The sequence below is a fragment of the Micromonospora hortensis genome, from assembly GCF_022230935.1.
Classification (GTDB): domain Bacteria; phylum Actinomycetota; class Actinomycetes; order Mycobacteriales; family Micromonosporaceae; genus Micromonospora; species Micromonospora hortensis.
The window spans coordinates 241782-257845 of the sequence record NZ_JAKKFE010000020.1; the positions used below are offsets into that span (position 1 = coordinate 241782).

Below are 16064 nucleotides of genomic sequence, written 5' to 3' on the forward strand. Positions count from 1 at the left end.
GGCAGGCCTGGTGTGCTCATGCCGACGCGGGGTCGACGGACTTCGAGAAGAGTTCCATCATCGCCCTGCCGAATTGCGGCATGTCGGGCCACCCCCGGCAGGAGACGAGGTTGCCGTCCACGACGTCGGGAGCGTCGATGACCGTCGCGCCCGCGTTCTCCATGTCACCGGTGATGGGGGGGAAGCACGCCGTCTTCCGACCCTTCAGCAGCCCGTACACCGCTGGAACCTGCGCGCCGTGGCACACGAGCGCGATGGGGAGGTTGCGCGCGAAGAAGTGCTCGGTGATGCGCCTGACGTCGGCGTCGACGCGGATCCACTCGGGGGCACGTCCCCCGGGAATGATGAGGGCGTCGTAGCGCTCGACGTCGACCTGGGCCCAGGGCACGTCGACCGGCAGCTTGCGGCCGTTCTTCTCCACGTAGGCGTCGGAGTTGGGGTCGAACTCGTGGATGACCAGTTGCACGTCGCGCATCGTCCGTGACGAGACGTCGACGTCCCAGCCGCCCTCCTGCACTCGGTAGTAGGGATACATGGTGTCGAGCTCCTCGGCGGCGTCGCCGGTCAGGAGCAGCGCTCTGGGCACCTGCTTCTCCTCGCGTATGGGGGCGGGTGAGGTGGATCCAATCCGATCCGATCAGGATTGAGTTAGCATTCCTGGGCCCAGCGCGCCCGTCAAGCCTCTACCGCCATTGCGCCCGCGCCCTCGATCTCGTCGAACAACCGTCGAAAACGCTCGCCGGACCGCAGGATGTGCCGACGCATCGCGTAGGCGGCGGCGTCAGGGTCACGCGCGGCGATCGCGGCCACAACTTCCTCGTGCTCGGCCATGGCCAGGTGAGTGACCTGGGTGTCGTGGTGAAGCCGGAAAAGGTGCACGTGGCTGTGCAGGCGAGCCAGCGCCTCACGGATGACCTGGTTCTCCGCGCTCAGGGCGACGAGATCGTGAAAAGCGGCGTCGCGTAAACCGAAGGCGCCATAGGCCATGAGCCCGTTGCCTCCCTCCAGCTCCGCCATCTCCTCCAACATCCGTCGCAGACCGGCCACCTGCTCCGAGGATGCGCGTTCGGCGGACCTGCGCGCCGCAGCCGGCTCGAGGAGCAGGCGGACCTCGAGCATGTCCTCGAATCGGTGACGGGTGATTTGGGGAGGAATGCGGTAGCCGGCATGGGGTACGCGCACGACTAGGCCCTCGGCCTCCATGCGGTTCAGAGCGTCTCGGATCGGCGTCTGTGAGACCCCCAACTCCCGCGCCAGGACGTCGATCGTGACGCGGGAGCCAGGCTCGATCCGTAGCGACATCAGCTGTTCGAGCAGCGTGTCGTACACCTCGTCGGCAAGCCGGCCGCCAGCTTTTCCCGGCAGCGTTGCGCCCGTCACGGCCCTGCGGCCCCGAGCGATCATCGCGTCGTCGTCCATCGTGACGTGAGGTCCCTTCTTGCACCTTCGGGAATCTGTTGACATCAGTCACAAGGCTGCGACATGCTGACGCCCCAACTCGATCGTATAGGAAAAGTGCCGGATGCTCGCCGTCCGGCACGATCGCGGAACCGCCCGCCATCGCTCCACTTCGATCACCTGGAGCTCCCATGATCATGCTCCACGTCCTGCCCGGTTCGTCACCAGCCCGCAGCTGGCCCGAAGGACTTCTCAACGGCAGGGAGCCCCGGTACACCGCTGCGTACTCGTGACGCCGGCCCGCGGGTCGGCCCCCGCGTCAACCCGGCGACACGCCTGAACAACCCAGCAACTGCTCGGCGAAGCACATAGCGAGGTTCTAGAAGTCCCCACCGAGAAAGCAGGCTTAGAGATGCGCCATCCGAAGCGAATAGGAAGAATTTCCGCCCCCGGCCGAAAGGTACGGCTGGCGACGGCGGCCATGCTGCTGGTGGCCACGACCATGACGGCTTGCGGCGAGGGCAAGGACGACGGCGAGAAGGCGAGCGCCCCCAAGGCGCCGGCGACCATCCCGGAGCTCACCACGGATCCGCTGACCCTCAGCTTCATCTGGTTCGACTGGCCGCCCGCCAAGGCACTGGAAGCCTTCGCGAACGCGGAGTACAAGAAGGAACGGCCGAACGCGACCGTCAAGGTCAACACTGTGCCGAACGCGAACTGGCACGACGCGATGTTCACCCAGTTCGCGGCGCGCAAGACCGACTTCGACATCGCGATCCTGGACTCGCAACACATCGGCGAGGCCGTGACGAACGGCAACATCCTCGACCTCACCGACTTCGTCAAGGAAAACATCGACGTCGCGGCCTACAACCCGTACCTCCTGGCGGCCTACGGCCAGTTCCCCCAGGCGGAGACCGGCAAACGCGACGAGAACGCCAGCCTGTACGGACTGCCGCTGCTCGGCGACACCTGGACGATGATCTACCGCAAGGACCTGATCGGCGACAAGCCGCCGCAGACCTGGGACCAGATGATCGCAGCCGCCGAGAAGTGCCAAAGGGACAACCCCGGCGTCAGCGGGCTGGCTTTCCACCAGGCCAACGGCTCCGACGCCGCGGCCGTCACCTACAACACTGTCAACGGCGTCTACGGCGGCAACCTCTGGGACTCCAAGACGCGCAAGATCGATGGCGTCATCAACGACGCTGCCGGCCAGGAGGCGATGGACGTCCTGGTCAACAAGATGAAGCCGCTGACCGCCAAGGGCTCCGGCAACTGGTTCATCGACGAGGTGAACGCGGCTGTCGCCCAGGGCAAGGCCTGCATCGCGTTCAACTGGATCGCCGCGAGCGGCGGTCTGCTCGATCCGAAGCAGTCGACGCTCGGCACCACCCGGGAGCAGATCCTCGACAAGCTGGGTTTCGCCACCCTGCCGAGCCAGAAGACGAACCTGGTCCCTCTCGGCGGTATGGGGATGCACGTGTCGGCCTACTCCGCCACGGCAAACCAGACCGAGGCCCTGAACTTCATGAAGTGGTTCGAGCGGGCTGACGTCCAGAAGAAGTGGGCCGCGGCCGGTGGCGTGCCATCGCGGACGGACGCCCTGGAGTCGCCCGAGTTCCTCAATGCCGGGCCGTTCAACCAGGTGTACACCGACTCGGTTCCGCGGATGCGGGACATGTGGAACGTGCCCGAGTACGCACGCCTCGTCGACATCGAGAACACCAACGTGAACGCGGCTCTCAACGGCGCGAAGAAGCCGAAGGATGCGCTCGATGACATCGCCAAGGAGCAGCAGGGCGTGCTCGACTCGAGCAACCGCAAGGGTGGCGGCGGACTGTGAGTGACCCCGTCCCTCTGACGACCGACGATCCCGGGCAGGTGGCGTCCGCAAGGCCGCCTGCCCGGCGTCGGTCCCCTCGGCTGAGCGACCGCGGGCTCGCCGTGGCCTTCATCTCCCCCGCGATGCTGCTGCTGCTCGCCATGTCGGTGTTCCCGTTGCTGTGGGCGTTGTACCTGTCGTTCACCGACTACTCGGCCACCCGCGGGGGGCCCGCCACTGTCATCGGGTTCGGCAACTACACCGCCATCCTGACGTCGGCGCAGGTCCACACGAGGGCCCTGACGACGTTGATCTACGTGGTCGGCGCGGTCGGCCTGCAGACAGTGCTCGGATTCGGCATCGCCTACCTGATCTCACGGCGCACGCACGGGCGAGGAGCGCTGACCACGCTGTTCCTGGTTCCGATGATGCTGTCGCCGGTCGTGGTCGGGCTGTTCTGGCGCTTCATGCTCGACGCGCAGTTCGGCGTGGTCAACAGCATGCTCGGCTCGCTCGGCCTAGGGCAGGTGGAGTGGCTCACCCGGCAGCGGACGGCACTGCTGTCCCTGATCGTGGTCGACACCTGGCAATGGACGCCGTTCATCATGCTCATCGCACTCGCGGGCCTGACCGCGGTTCCCAAGTATCTCTACGAGGCCGCCTCGATCGACCGGGCCTCCGAGTGGTTCCGGTTCCGCACCATCACCCTTCCGCTGGTATGGCCGCTGCTTCTCATTGCCGTGATGTTCAGGGCCATCGAGGCATTCCGGCTGTTCGACCTCGTCTACATCCTCACCAACGGCGGCCCGGGTGTCTCCACCGAGACGTTGTCGTTCCACATCTACAAGGTCGCGTTCCTGGGCTTCAACACCGGAACCGCTTCGGCGTACGGAATCCTCATGGTCCTCGTCGTCATCGTCCTCACGCAGTTCTACCTGCGCTACCTGAACAAGCTCAAGGAGGGCTGATGGCCGTCTCCGTCGACGAGGCCGTGTCCACAGGTCCTGCCCGGGACCACACGCCCCCCACGCGCCGCCTGGGCGGCCGAGGTCGCTCCGTGCTGGAGGTCACGCTGCTGACCGTGCTGGCCGTCGTGATGCTCTTTCCGGTGCTGTGGATGATCGAGACGTCCATCAAGGAGAACCGGGACGTCTACGCCATCCCCGCCAAGTTCTTCGACTTCAAGATCACTCTGGAACATTACAAGGACGTGTTCGTCGACCCCGGCGGCGGTCGCTCAGCCTTGTCCGTCGCGTTCCTCAACTCCGTCGTGGTCGCCGGGGTCTCCACGGTGCTGGCCACCGTGCTGGGGGTCCCGGCGGCCTGGGCCTACTCACGCTTCGCCGTGAAGGCCAAGAAGGACCAACTGTTCTTCATCCTGTCCACGCGCTTCATGCCGCCCGTGGTGGTCGTGGTCCCGATCTTCCTCATGTACCGCCAGGTCGGACTCATCGACAACAAGCTCGGCCTGATCCTCATCTACACCGCGTTCAACGTCCCGTTCACGATCTGGATGATGAAGGGCTTCGTCGACGAGGTGCCCGCGGAGTACGAGGATGCCGCCATGCTCGACGGCTACACCCGTTTGCAGGCGTTCCGGCGATTCACCCTTCCCCTGCTCGTGCCCGGCATCGCCGCGACGGCGGTCTTCGCACTCATCTTCTCGTGGAACGAGTTCGTGTTCGCCACCTTCCTCACCTCCAGCGACGACGTCCGGACGGCCCCACCCGCGATCGCCGGCCTCATCGGCGGCACCACGACGGACTGGGGTCTCGTGGCCGCCGCCTCCGTGGTGTTCGCCCTGCCGGTGCTCGTCTTCGCGTACCTGGTGCGCAAGCACCTCATCGCCGGTGTGACGCTCGGGGCGGTGCGACGCTGATGGCGGGCATCGAGGTGACCGCCCTGCACAAGCGCTACCCGGACGGGACGGTAGCGGTTGAACACGTGGACCTGTCGATCGGCCACGGCGAGCTGTTCGTGATGCTCGGCCCCTCGGGTTGCGGCAAGACGACCACGCTGCGGGCCATAGCCGGCCTGGAGAAGCAGACGACGGGCGACATCCGCATCGGCGACACGCTGGTCAACGACCTGCCGCCCGCCGAGCGCGACATCGCCATGGTGTTCCAGTTCTACGCCCTCTACCCGCATCTGAAGACCCGCGACAACCTGGCGTTCCCGCTGCGGGCAGAGGGACTGCCCAAGCCGGAGGTGCACGAGCGGGTCACCGAGGCCGCCCGGCTGATGCGGCTTGGGCCGCTCCTGGACCGGCGACCCCGCCAGCTGTCCGGCGGGGAGCAGCAGCGCGTCGCGCTCGCTCGCGCCCTGGTGCGACGACCGCGCGCCTTCCTCATGGACGAGCCGCTCACCAATCTGGACGCTGAACTGAGGGCGGACATGCGCACCGAGATCAAGCACCTGCAGGGGGAGCTGGGGGCGACGATGGTCTACGTCACCCACGATCAGGTCGAAGCGATGTCGCTCGGTCACCGAATCGCCATCCTCAACAAGGGCCGCGTCGAGCAGATCGGCACGCCGCTGGAGGTCTACGACCGTCCCGCGAGTCTCTTCTGCGCCGCATTCATCGGCTCCCCGCCGATGAACCTGATCGAGGTGGAGGTGGCCGACGGGATGCTGCGCGGTGAGGGCGGACTGGCCCTCACGCCACCGCCAGGCCTGCCGCGCGACCGTCGCCTGATCGCAGGCGTCCGGCCGGAGGCGCTGGAAGTCACCGCACCAGGGGCGGAACATTCGGTCCCGGCCCGCGTGGTCTCGGCGGAGTGGCTGGGCGACGAAATCATCTACGTGGTCGACCACGGCGGCCAGCGCGACGTACGGGTTCGGATGCCACCGACTGTCCGTTTCGCCGCTGACGCAACGGTCGGGCTGCGGCACACCGGCGGGACCCCGGCGGTCTACGACGTGAGCACGGAAGAGCTGGTGGCCTGATGGGAACCGTTGCCGCGCGCGGGCTGCGCAAGTCCTTCGGAAAAGTCCAGGCACTCGACGGGGTGACGCTGGACGTGCCGGACGGCTCGTTCTTCGTCGTACTCGGGCCCTCCGGGGCAGGCAAGACGACGACCCTACGAGCGATAGCCGGCCTCGACAAGCTTGACGCCGGGTCGGTGCATCTGGACGGCAGGGACGCGACCGGTGACACCCCGGCCGCCCGCGACCTGGCCATGGTCTTCCAGAGCTACGCCCTCTACCCGCGACACACGGTGTACGAGAACATCGCCTCGCCGTTGCGGGCACGCCGCTGCTCGTCAAGTGAGATCGCCGCCGCCGTGGAGCAGATGTCGAGCCTGCTGCACATCGAACGCCTGCTGCAGCGTCGTCCCGCCCAGTTGTCGGGCGGTGAGATGCAGCGCGTCGCCCTGGCCCGGGCGCTGGTCCGTCGCCCGCGCGCGTTTCTCATGGACGAACCGCTGACGAACCTCGACCTCAAGCTCCGTGTCGAGATGCGCACCGAGCTCACCCGCATCCACCGGAGCCTCGGAGCGACCTTCGTCTACGTGACGAACGACCAGGTCGAAGCCCTGTCCATGGCCGACCAGGTCGCGGTCCTCAAGGAGGGAGAGGTGCAACAGGTCGGAACGCCGACCGAGGTGTACGAGCGTCCCGCCAACCAGTGGGTCGCGGGATTCGTCGGGAGCCCGCCGATCAGCCTGCTCGCCTGCCACGCCGAGGGAGATCGTCTGGTCGGTGCGGCAGGCTGGACGCTACCGCGGCCCCGCTGGACCACGGCCGAGGACGGTCGTGAGCTGCTGCTGGGCCTGCGGGCGGAGGACCTGTCCGTCGAGCAACGTGGGCACGCGTCGTTGTCGGGTGAGCTCTACGGGCTTGAGCCACTCGGTGACCGAACGGTGGTCGACGTCCGAGTGGGGACGGAGATCCTCAAGGTCAAGGCACGACCCACCGTCACCGGTACGCCGGGCGAACGGCTGCTCGTCACTGTCGACCTGGATCGGGCGCACCTGTTCGATGCGGGCACCGGGCTGTCGCTGTCCGAGGCGGGGCGGTAACGGCGGTCGGCGGCGACGGCGACGTGCGCCCGCACCCGGTGGTCGAGCCTCTGTGGACCGTCACCGGCGAGCACGGCCTGACGACACTGAGCCGACGACAGTGGCCGGCGAGGGCGATCGGCGGCGCGGGCTTCGCCCCGCCCAGCAACCTCTCCCCCGACGAGGGCGTGTGACCCGTCCGTCTACGCACACAGCGCGATCGCTAAAGGCACGCCGGACATCACGAAGAAGATCACAGGAGGCGACGCGATGAGTGACCCGATGAACGTGCTGGCCCCCGAGCACCGGCGGCTGCGGATCGGCGACGCCTGGCGCGACGCCGCGAGCGGAGCGACCTTTGCCGTCGAGGACCCGGCCACCGGCAAGACCATCGCCGAGGTGGCGGACGCCGACGTCGTTGACGGGCTCGCCGCAGTGGACGCGGCGAGCACGGCGATGGCGGAGTGGGCGGCGACCCCGCCGCGGAAACGGTCAGAGTTGTTGACCGCGACGTACCGGGCACTGACCGAGCGATCCGAGGATGTTGCCCGACTCATCACGCTCGAGATGGGCAAGCCGCTCGCCGAGGCTCGTGGAGAGGTGGCCTACGGCGCCGAGTTCTTCCGTTGGTTCGCCGAGGAGGCGGTCCGCGTCGAGGGTCGCTACAGCACCGCTCCCTCAGGTGGATACCGCATCCTCACCGTGCCGAAGCCGGTCGGACCGTGCGTCTTCGTGACGCCCTGGAACTTCCCGTTGGCCATGGGTGCCCGCAAGATCGCTCCTGCGCTGGCCGCGGGCTGCACGACGATCACCAAGCCAGCAGGCCAGACGCCACTCACCATGCTGTTCCTGGCCCGCATCATGGAGGAGGTCGGCGTTCCCCCGGGCGTCGTCAACGTGGTGACCACCAAGCGTTCCGGCGAGGTGGTCTCCGCACTGCTGGCCGACAGTCGGACCCGCAAGCTCTCGTTCACCGGGTCGACCGAGGTCGGGCGCGTACTGCTTCGACAGGCTGCGGACAACGTGCTGCGCACGTCCATGGAACTGGGCGGCAACGCGGCCCTGATCGTGTGTGCCGACGCTGACCTCGACGTCGCGCTCGACGGTGCCATGGTGGCCAAGATGCGCAACATCGGGGAATCCTGCATCGCCGCCAACCGGATCTACGTCGAGGAGCCGATACGCGAGGAGTTCGCGGCGCGCTTCGCCGAGCGGATGGGCGCGCTTTCGGTGGGCCATGGTCTCGACGACGGCGTGAACGTCGGGGCGTTGATCGACGAGGCCTCGGTCACCAAGATCGACGAACTCGTCGCCGATGCGGTCGATCGCGGCGCCCGGGTCCTGGTGGGCGGCGAACGTCCGGATGGGCCGGGCCACTTCTACCCGCCCACGGTCCTCGTCGACGTGCCCGACGACGCGCGGATGCTGAAGGCGGAGATCTTCGGCCCGGTGGCGCCGATCATCTCGTTCACGTCCGACGACGAGGTGATGGCGAAGGCCAACGACACCGAGCACGGCCTGGCCGGGTACGTCTTCACCCGTGACCTCCAGCGGGCGCTCCGGTTCACCGAAGGCCTGGACACGGGGATGCTCGGCATCAACCGTGGCCTGATATCGGACCCGTCAGCTCCGTTCGGCGGCGTGAAGCAGTCCGGGATCGGCAAGGAGGGGTCGCACGAGGGCATCCTCGAATACCTCGACCTCACCTACGTGGCGATCGACCTCCCGTGACCGGCCTGCCGCTCCGGGCGCCCGCCGCGCGCGCCTGCGCCACCCGGGCCGCCAACCTCGCCGACGCCGTCCCGGTCTCGCAGGTGACCTGGACGTCCGCCCCGCTCATCGCCGCCGACGTTCCGGAGAGGCACCGACATGCTTGAGACCGTCCGCGGACCACGCCAGCTGATAGTGGGCGAAGGGGTCGCACAGAACATCCCACGAGTGGTTGCCGAAAGCGGCTCGCGAGTCCTCATCGTGACCGACCAGATTCTTCTGGGGCAGCCGGGCGTGGCCGAGATCGTGGCCGCCGTGCGGGAGAAGGTCACTGTCGTCGAGGTGTTCGCCGACGCGACTCCGGACGTACCACTCTCCGACGTCGCGGTGGCCGTCTCGGCCGCCGCCGAGGTGGACGCCGACGTGATCCTCGCCATCGGGGGTGGCACGGTGATCGACCTCGCCAAGATCGTCGGCGTCATTCGCCGCCACGGTGGAAGCCCCCGCGATTTCTACGGCGAATCGAGAGTGCCGGGACCGACGATTCCTCTCGTCGCGGTCCCGACGACGTCAGGCACCGGCTCCGAGCTGACACCCGTCTCGGTGTTGACCGACCCGGACCGCGAGCTGAAGGTGGGAGTCTCCAGCGTCCACATCGTGCCCGACTTCGCCATCGTCGACCCCGAACTCACCTACACCTGCCCGGCGACCGTCACCGCCCACTCCGGCATCGACGCCTTCTGTCACGCCGTGGAGAGCTACACCGCGCGACCCCGGGCCCACGGACCGCGCGACCCGGTGGAGCAGGTGTTCCTCGGCCGCAACCCGATCACCGACCACTACGCGCTCCGCGCGGCGGAGCGAATCGCCCGTAGCTTGCGCCGTGCTGTCACTGACGGAGGCGACACGGACGCGCGCGCTGACATGTCCTACGGGTCCATGCTCGCCGGGCTCGCCTTCTCCCACGCGGGCAACGCGGCCCCGCACGCTCTCCAATACCCCATCGGCGCAGCCACCCACACGCCGCACGGCGTGGGCGTCGGGCTGCTCCTGCCCTACGCGCTGGACGCGGCCAGGGATGCGATCAGCGACCGGCTGGCCATCCTCGCCCGGGTGTGCGGGCTCGACGTGACCGACGCCTCCGACGCCGAGGCCGCAGACACGTTCCTCACCTGGCTCGACGAGCTCCTTGCCGACATCGGCATCCCTCGCACCCTGGCGGACATCGGCGTGGCACGCGCCGACCTCCCGCGCTTCGCGGAGATGGCCAGTGGCGTCACCCGCCTGATCCAGAATCATCCGGGCCCGACCGACACCGCCAGCCTGGCCGCGATCCTCGAAGCGGCCTGGACCGGGGACCGGACCCGACACGCCCTGACTCCAAGCAGAGACAGCTCCTCCACATGACGACGAGTTCCCTGCCCCACTCTGGGTGTCGGAATGCTCGGCCACGCCATCGCGCCCGACGTCGCAACCCTCCTCGGGTGAAGCCTTCCCGGCAATCCAGCCTAGGGATGCTGGATCATGTCCCGGTCTTGGGAACCCATGGAGGAGGCCATGCCGGCGGCGGTAGCGTTCCGCCACCTACACCAAGATCGTTCCGGGCGCATTCGTAGTACTTGTCGCGGTACTTCTCCATCTCCCGAATCGCCGGCAGCCACTGCTCGGCATCCGTCAACCGACCACGTGCGTACCAATCGAGACGGTGGACAGCTTGATGCCAATCACGTGCAGCAGCAACAACCTCCGGGCTGCCCAATAGCAGCATCGATTCCCACCGCGCTCCACGATCGTCCTCCGCTGCGGCCAAGAGCGGGAGCCCCTCTTCCGGGGTCAGGTGGGCCGCGGAGTGGTCGAACCCTCGCGCTGCCGCGATGCGACACGACAGGTAGGCCCACCGCTTGACGGAGCCGCCATATTCGGCATACACCCGCATGCGGCTCTCGTCCCAACGGACCCGCTGGCTGCGCCGCCATCGTGCTCGCTCCCCCGCGCTGCTGACAAGGTAAGAGGCGAGGGCTCCCACGATCACGCCGACTAGCGCTGGAAGCTGCTGGGCAAGGACAACCATCGACCATCCAAACCTGCCGCGGACCCGCAAGACCCGCCACGATCGTCACTCAACCTCTGCCGCACATCCGCCGCCAACGATCGCAGACGCGCGCAAGGCATACCCCGCGGCGAGGGGGTGGATGTCCACCGGCACCACGGTAAGACCACTGCGGACACGCCGGCACGATCGTGACCGAGAGCGTCCACCGGCACCAACTACGGCCGGGTGCTCCTGGGCGGCTCGGTCGCCGGCCGATAGCGCCCTCCGCCGGCAAGCGTCGACCGGCATGGCTGCAAAGAAGCTGCACGGCGGCGCGCTGCCGTTGGGGGGACTGCCGCATCATTGACTGATGAGCGACCCCAGGATGCAGGTGCGAGCACGGGTGCGGCACGAGCCTGACCGCTCATACGCCGTACTGGTCGAGGGTCCGGACGGCGAGGTGGAGGTAGGCCGCACGGGTAAGACAGCGGATCTCTGGGCACTGGCCCAGGCCGGTGCAGCTCGCCTCTTCGGTGAAAGCCTCGGCGCGGACAATCTCACCCTGCACGTTCCCCAGCCGCCCTACGGACAGGACGGGCAGTAGGTTCGCATCGTCTTCGTGGAGGATCCGGATGACCCCTCCGAGAGCGCCGACATCGGTGTCCTGGCGCAGGCGCGCTGGTTCGGCCACGAAGGCGCCTGGTTCGTAACAGTCACCGGTACCGGTACCAGCATCGTTCCGAGCGAGCACCTGGACTTCGAACCAGTTGTCACTGATGAACAAGTAGCGGCGTTCCACACCTACATCACCGCTGCGGCCGCAGGCTGAGGCCGTGCCGCCCGTCCACCGCTGACCCACACACCATGGAGCGGGCCTGCCCTGCGGTGACAGGAAGCGCCCCGGCGGAGGCAGCCTGGGAATACGCCCCTGTGGGCGAGGACGCCGCGCCGGCCGCGCTATCGCGACCCGCCTACCGTAGCGGTGAGGCGGCACGAACTATCGCCCCACGATCGTCGATGCGCTTCCCAACGTCGGCAAGAGCTGGAACAGCGTAGGGTCGGCGTGCAGAGAAGGACTTCGCGCCCGCCGCGGGTCTCCTGTCACCTGCCGCCGCGATCAGGCGAGTACCACGCTGCACGTTCACCGACCTGCTCCAGGAGGTTCGATCATGTCCAAGGACTCGACGAGCAAGGCGAACGTCAAGAAGAAGGGCAAGACGATCAAGGAGAAGCAGACTGCGAAGCGCCTGAAGCGCGACGAGCAGAACGGGCAATCCTCAAACATCGTGTCCACCGGGCGCTGACGCCGGCAGAATCGCTCCATTCTCCGAGTACGGCGACGACGGTGGGGACTGACAATCGTCACGTCCCCACCTGCCGCTGCTGCCGTAGAACCACGGGCCAGTCGCAGAGTCCCAGAGGATCCGGCGGGCGCTGGGACGCCGAGCGAGGACCAGCAGACCGCGGATGATGAGCTACGCCCCATTCCGAGGTGAGAGCCGCAGGCAAACCGCTGCGGTGGAGCTGGCTGACGCAGCGAGCATGAGGTCCCCCACCGCCCACCGACGCCGCTCCCGCTCGCGTTGGGCACCTCAAGAATCCGCTGCGGCCTGGTGCTGCGGGGCGAGCACTCTGCCGGTCATCTTCCGGTCACAGGCGGATACGAACAGCCCTTCAATGAGACCGGCATCAGGATGGGCCGCCACCACCAGACCAGCGCAACGCCGCAACCGCCCGCTGGCGGTCCGCGGCGCCGCCGTCGGCGAGACCGTTGACCTCCGCGGGCTATCTGGCCACGATCATTCGTACCACCATCACGTACGCCGACAGACCGCACCGGATCGCCTACCCGTCAGCTGAGCATGGGACGCTCAAGCTCCGTGACCAACGGGGCACGCCGCGTGGCCCCGGACACTACCGCCACAGCCCGCGCTATCCCTGGCAGGACAGCACCGCCCCCGATCCCACACCCCTTGTGCCCGGAGGAACGCAGACCATGGACCACGCATCTCAGCTCATCCAGGAGCGGAGTGCCCCGCCGGCCACGCTGGTGATCTTCGGCGCCTCCGGTGACCTGACCCGGCGTAAGCTGCTGCCCGCCATCGAGAGCCTGGCTCGGCACGAGCGGCTCCCGGACCAGTTCGCGGTGGTCGGCGTCGCCCGTACGTCGATGACCGACGAGCAGTTCGCCGAGAGCGCCCTCGGCGAACGCACCCTCGCCAGCAAGCGGCAGCTCCTGGGCGGCGTGCGGTACGTGGCCGGCGGCTACGACGACCCGGAGACCTACAAGCGGCTCGTGGAGACCCTCGACGAGTTGGACACACAACGGGGCACGTCCGGCAACCGCCTCTTCTACCTGTCCACCCCGGCCGGGGCCTTCGAGCCGGTGATCAACGGACTGGCCGCTGTGGGGCTCAACCAGCCACGCGAAGGCTCCTTCTCCCGCCTGGTCATCGAGAAGCCGTACGGGCGCGACCTGGTCACGGCCCGCGAGCTCGACGGCGTCGTGCACAGCGCGTTCGACGAGCACCAGGTCTTTCGGATTGATCACTATCTGGGCAAGGACACCGTCCAGAACGTGCTGGCGCTGCGCTTCGCGAACTCGATCTTCCAGCCCATCTGGGATCGCTCCTGGGTCGACCACGTGCAGATCACCGTCGCCGAGACCCTCGGCGTCGGCAGCCGCGGCGGCTTCTACGAGGACGCCGGCGCGATGCGGGACATCGTGCAGAACCACGTGCTCCAGGTCCTCGCGCTGGCACTGATGGAGCCACCGGCCTCATTCGAGGCTGAGGGCCTGCGCAACGAGAAGGTGAAGCTGCTGCAGGCGATCCGGCTCCCCACCGACCGGGACATCGCCGAGGCCGCGGTCCGGGGCCAGTACACCCGGGGCGGCACCCGCGAGGAGCTGATGGCCGGCTACCGCGAGGAGCCCGGCGTCGACCCCCTGTCGCGGACCGAGACCTACGCCGCGATGCGGCTCAACGTGGACAACTGGCGGTGGGCCGGGGTGCCGTTCTACGTCCGCACCGGCAAGCGCCTGCCGGCCCGGCTCACCGAGGTGGCGCTGCAGTTCCAGCGGCCGCCGCACCTGCCGATCCCGACCGACCAGCTCACCGGCCTCGATGCTGACGCGCTGATCCTGCGGATCCAGCCGAACGAGGGCATCTCGCTGCGCTTCGGCGCCAAAGTGCCGGGCCACTCCTTCCGGGTCCGCACCGCCACGATGGAGTTCTCCTACGACCAGACGTTCGTCGAGGAGTCCCCGGAGGCGTACGAGCGTCTGCTCCTGGACGCGCTGATCGGTGACGCGTCGCTGTTCATCCGCAGCGACGAGGTGCAGCAGTGCTGGCGGATCGTCGACCCGATCATCGACAACTGGGAGAAGGACAACTCGCCGATCCCCACCTACGAGGCCGCCTCCTGGGGCCCGACCGACGCCGACCGGCTCATCGGCCGGCACGGCCGCAAGTGGCGCAACTCCGCGTGACTCTGCCACAACGAGTGTGACCGCGCTGCTGAGCCCGATCGCTTGGTCTCAACCATCGACTCGCAGCGCGGTCCTCTCAGTGGGCCGGTCACCGACGTCCGCCCGCTGACGCTACGGAACTGGTTCGGCCGGCCGACGAGGCTCGCGACGGCTTCTACCGCGCCGCGCGAGGCAGCCTCGGTGTCCCCGGCGGCTGCGGCAACGCCTTCAGCTACGACAGGGTCACAGGCCGGTTCGCCCGTCGATGCACTCGCGCAGGAGGTCGGCGTGGCCGGCGTGCCGCGCATACTCCTCGAGCACGTGGACAAGCACGTCGCGTGTGCCGTGGCTGCCACCGTCGACCGGCACCTCGCGGCCCAGGTCGGCCTCCTCCATCGCGTCGAGCCATTCGTCGGCCTTGGCGATCTCGGCCTTCCAGGTTGCGAAGGTGTCCTTCACCATTGCTGGGTCGGGGACCGCGCCCCCGAAGTCCCAACCCGGGTCGTCCTCGTGCTGGTAGAGGAGCGGTGCGTCGGTCCGCCCTTGCAGCACACGCTGGAACCAGTGGTTCTCCACCTGAGCCAAATGGCGCACCAGGCCGAGCAAGCTCAGGGTGCTGGGCGGTATCGAGCGTCGGCCGAGCTGCTCGGCGTCCAGTCCGTCGCACTTCATCTCTATGGTCAGACGGTAGTTGCCGAGGTACTCCCGGTAGGTCGCCTTTTCGCCGACGGGTTGACCGAAGGTCCTGGGGTCGTCCTGCGGTGCGGTCCACAGTTTGCTCACGGCGCCACCCAATAGCGGGCGGACTGCACCAGTCAAGCGATTTGCGGTGCCCCAACGTCGACGGCCGCCAGGAGGAGTTCGATCGTCGCTCGCTCGTCGGCTAGATGCGAATGTTGACGCATCCGCGTCTTCGGCCAGAGGTTCACAGTCGGTCGCCAGCGGCTCGGGGACCGCGGATCCCAAGCGGAGTCAACGTGTACCGCATCAACCGAAGTACGACGTCGCTAGACCTGAGACTGCGAGACCTCCCGTACAGGAAGTTCTCGCGGGGGCACTGCTGGCTCAGGTGTCCCGTCACGGGACATCCGTCACTGTGTGATCGCTGGGGGCACCGACGGGTCAGGGCCGGTGTTCGGGCTCTCGTCCGGCGAGTCGCCGAGGGCAGCGCCCGTCGCGAAGAGCAGCCGTTGGACCGCCTCGTGCACCGTCCTCTCCGCGACGTTGTCACCGCTGATCTCGATCCGCAGCGGATCCTCGCCGGCCCGCGACGCGGTGAGCGTAAGCGACCGGCGCCGGTCCCGGCTGAGCCACAGTCGCATCGCGGTCACCGCTCCCGCCACCACGCTCGGCCCACCGAGCGCGATCACCAGCTCTGTCCACTGACCCTTGCGGCCGACCACCGGGATGCCCTCCTCGGTCGCCCGCAGGCCGTCCACCTCGCGCAGATCCATTACCAATTCGGCGCTCGCCGCTTGCAGCGGCTCGTCATCGGGTGTGAGTGTGGACAGGCCGGGAAGCAGCACGATTCGAGCGGATGGCATAAAGGGACCTCCGGACTTGCTACTGTGGTCGGTCGGTAGCTAGCCGTAGGGTAAGGCACTCACCGCAGGAACGTGGGCCAGGAGC

17 protein-coding genes are annotated in these 16064 nt (G+C 67.8%); 13 read left to right on the forward strand and 4 right to left on the reverse strand.

The window, feature by feature from the left end:
• Window positions 1-16 precede the first annotated feature (16 nt).
• Together NIE111_RS15550 and NIE111_RS15555 are read right to left on the reverse strand one after the other, a co-directional pair.
• A complete protein-coding gene (locus tag NIE111_RS15550) occupies window positions 17-586 on the reverse strand; it encodes a DJ-1/PfpI family protein (RefSeq protein ID WP_210781253.1) in 570 nt (189 codons plus the stop codon).
• A gap of 89 nt (window positions 587-675) precedes the next feature.
• Window positions 676-1419 (reverse strand): GntR family transcriptional regulator, encoded by a 744-nt coding sequence (locus NIE111_RS15555; protein WP_238685070.1) that lies wholly within the window; start codon window positions 1417-1419, stop codon window positions 676-678.
• Window positions 1420-1879: 460 nt separating this feature from the next.
• Here NIE111_RS15555 and NIE111_RS15560 point away from each other — a divergent pair, with 460 nt between their 5' ends.
• From NIE111_RS15560 to zwf, 13 genes are all read left to right on the forward strand, one after another.
• Complete coding sequence (locus tag NIE111_RS15560) at window positions 1880-3244, forward strand: extracellular solute-binding protein (RefSeq protein ID WP_238685071.1); 1365 nt, start codon at window positions 1880-1882, stop codon at window positions 3242-3244.
• Window positions 3245-3345: 101 nt separating this feature from the next.
• On the forward strand, window positions 3346-4191 hold the full coding sequence (locus NIE111_RS15565) for a carbohydrate ABC transporter permease (RefSeq protein ID WP_238685072.1): 846 nt from the start codon (window positions 3346-3348) through the stop codon (window positions 4189-4191).
• Window positions 4191-5102 (forward strand): carbohydrate ABC transporter permease, encoded by a 912-nt coding sequence (locus tag NIE111_RS15570; RefSeq protein WP_238685073.1) that lies wholly within the window; start codon window positions 4191-4193, stop codon window positions 5100-5102. The genes NIE111_RS15565 and NIE111_RS15570 overlap by 1 nt, the downstream gene beginning before the upstream one ends.
• Window positions 5102-6169: an ABC transporter ATP-binding protein gene (locus NIE111_RS15575; RefSeq protein ID WP_238685074.1), complete on the forward strand. Its 1068-nt coding sequence runs from the start codon at window positions 5102-5104 to the stop codon at window positions 6167-6169. The genes NIE111_RS15570 and NIE111_RS15575 overlap by 1 nt, the downstream gene beginning before the upstream one ends.
• Complete coding sequence (locus NIE111_RS15580; protein WP_238685075.1) at window positions 6169-7245, forward strand: ABC transporter ATP-binding protein; 1077 nt, start codon at window positions 6169-6171, stop codon at window positions 7243-7245. The genes NIE111_RS15575 and NIE111_RS15580 overlap by 1 nt, the downstream gene beginning before the upstream one ends.
• A gap of 38 nt (window positions 7246-7283) precedes the next feature.
• Entirely contained in the window at window positions 7284-7418 is a 135-nt protein-coding gene (locus NIE111_RS32020; RefSeq protein WP_274531144.1) for a hypothetical protein, read from the forward strand.
• A 76-nt stretch (window positions 7419-7494) separates the two neighbouring features.
• Window positions 7495-8955, forward strand: coding sequence for an NAD-dependent succinate-semialdehyde dehydrogenase (locus NIE111_RS15585; protein WP_238685076.1), 1461 nt, complete (start codon window positions 7495-7497; stop codon window positions 8953-8955).
• Window positions 8952-9101 (forward strand): hypothetical protein, encoded by a 150-nt coding sequence (locus NIE111_RS15590; RefSeq protein ID WP_238685077.1) that lies wholly within the window; start codon window positions 8952-8954, stop codon window positions 9099-9101. Before NIE111_RS15585 ends, NIE111_RS15590 begins: the two co-directional genes overlap by 4 nt.
• A complete protein-coding gene (locus NIE111_RS15595; RefSeq protein ID WP_238685078.1) occupies window positions 9094-10341 on the forward strand; it encodes an iron-containing alcohol dehydrogenase in 1248 nt (415 codons plus the stop codon). The genes NIE111_RS15590 and NIE111_RS15595 overlap by 8 nt, the downstream gene beginning before the upstream one ends.
• A gap of 995 nt (window positions 10342-11336) precedes the next feature.
• The gene (locus NIE111_RS15600) at window positions 11337-11570 is read left to right on the forward strand and encodes a hypothetical protein (RefSeq protein WP_238685079.1); all 234 of its coding nucleotides are present in this window, start codon (window positions 11337-11339) and stop codon (window positions 11568-11570) included.
• Window positions 11571-11585: 15 nt separating this feature from the next.
• Window positions 11586-11795: a hypothetical protein gene (locus tag NIE111_RS15605; RefSeq protein WP_238685080.1), complete on the forward strand. Its 210-nt coding sequence runs from the start codon at window positions 11586-11588 to the stop codon at window positions 11793-11795.
• A gap of 340 nt (window positions 11796-12135) precedes the next feature.
• Window positions 12136-12270, forward strand: a complete 135-nt coding sequence (locus NIE111_RS32025; protein WP_258395732.1) for a hypothetical protein — start codon at window positions 12136-12138, stop codon at window positions 12268-12270.
• Window positions 12271-12962: 692 nt separating this feature from the next.
• Window positions 12963-14456 carry a glucose-6-phosphate dehydrogenase gene (gene zwf, locus NIE111_RS15610; protein WP_238685081.1) on the forward strand — a complete coding sequence of 498 codons (1494 nt, stop codon included), beginning with the start codon at window positions 12963-12965 and terminating at the stop codon, window positions 14454-14456.
• Window positions 14457-14678: 222 nt separating this feature from the next.
• Here zwf and NIE111_RS15615 read toward each other — a convergent pair whose 3' ends face one another.
• Both NIE111_RS15615 and NIE111_RS15620 read right to left on the reverse strand, forming a co-directional pair.
• Window positions 14679-15218, reverse strand: a complete 540-nt coding sequence (locus NIE111_RS15615) for a DinB family protein (protein WP_238685082.1) — start codon at window positions 15216-15218, stop codon at window positions 14679-14681.
• Between the two features lie 308 nt (window positions 15219-15526).
• The gene (locus NIE111_RS15620) at window positions 15527-15979 is read right to left on the reverse strand and encodes an effector-associated constant component EACC1 (RefSeq protein WP_238685083.1); all 453 of its coding nucleotides are present in this window, start codon (window positions 15977-15979) and stop codon (window positions 15527-15529) included.
• Between the last annotated feature and the right edge of the window lie 85 nt (window positions 15980-16064).

Coding starts and splice junctions, on each gene's coding strand:
- NIE111_RS15560 (WP_238685071.1), top strand. CDS start 1,880: ATGCTGCTGGTGGCCACGACCATGACGGCTTGCGGCGAGGGCAAGGAC.
- NIE111_RS15575 (WP_238685074.1), top strand. CDS start 5,102: ATGGCGGGCATCGAGGTGACCGCCCTGCACAAGCGCTACCCGGACGGG.
- NIE111_RS15585 (WP_238685076.1), top strand. CDS start 7,495: ATGAGTGACCCGATGAACGTGCTGGCCCCCGAGCACCGGCGGCTGCGG.
- NIE111_RS15600 (WP_238685079.1), top strand. CDS start 11,337: ATGAGCGACCCCAGGATGCAGGTGCGAGCACGGGTGCGGCACGAGCCT.
- NIE111_RS15620 (WP_238685083.1), bottom strand. CDS start 15,979: ATGCCATCCGCTCGAATCGTGCTGCTTCCCGGCCTGTCCACACTCACA.
- zwf (WP_238685081.1), top strand. CDS start 12,963: ATGGACCACGCATCTCAGCTCATCCAGGAGCGGAGTGCCCCGCCGGCC.
- NIE111_RS32025 (WP_258395732.1), top strand. CDS start 12,136: ATGTCCAAGGACTCGACGAGCAAGGCGAACGTCAAGAAGAAGGGCAAG.
- NIE111_RS15595 (WP_238685078.1), top strand. CDS start 9,094: ATGCTTGAGACCGTCCGCGGACCACGCCAGCTGATAGTGGGCGAAGGG.
- NIE111_RS15570 (WP_238685073.1), top strand. CDS start 4,191: ATGGCCGTCTCCGTCGACGAGGCCGTGTCCACAGGTCCTGCCCGGGAC.
- NIE111_RS15555 (WP_238685070.1), bottom strand. CDS start 1,419: ATGGACGACGACGCGATGATCGCTCGGGGCCGCAGGGCCGTGACGGGC.
- NIE111_RS15580 (WP_238685075.1), top strand. CDS start 6,169: ATGGGAACCGTTGCCGCGCGCGGGCTGCGCAAGTCCTTCGGAAAAGTC.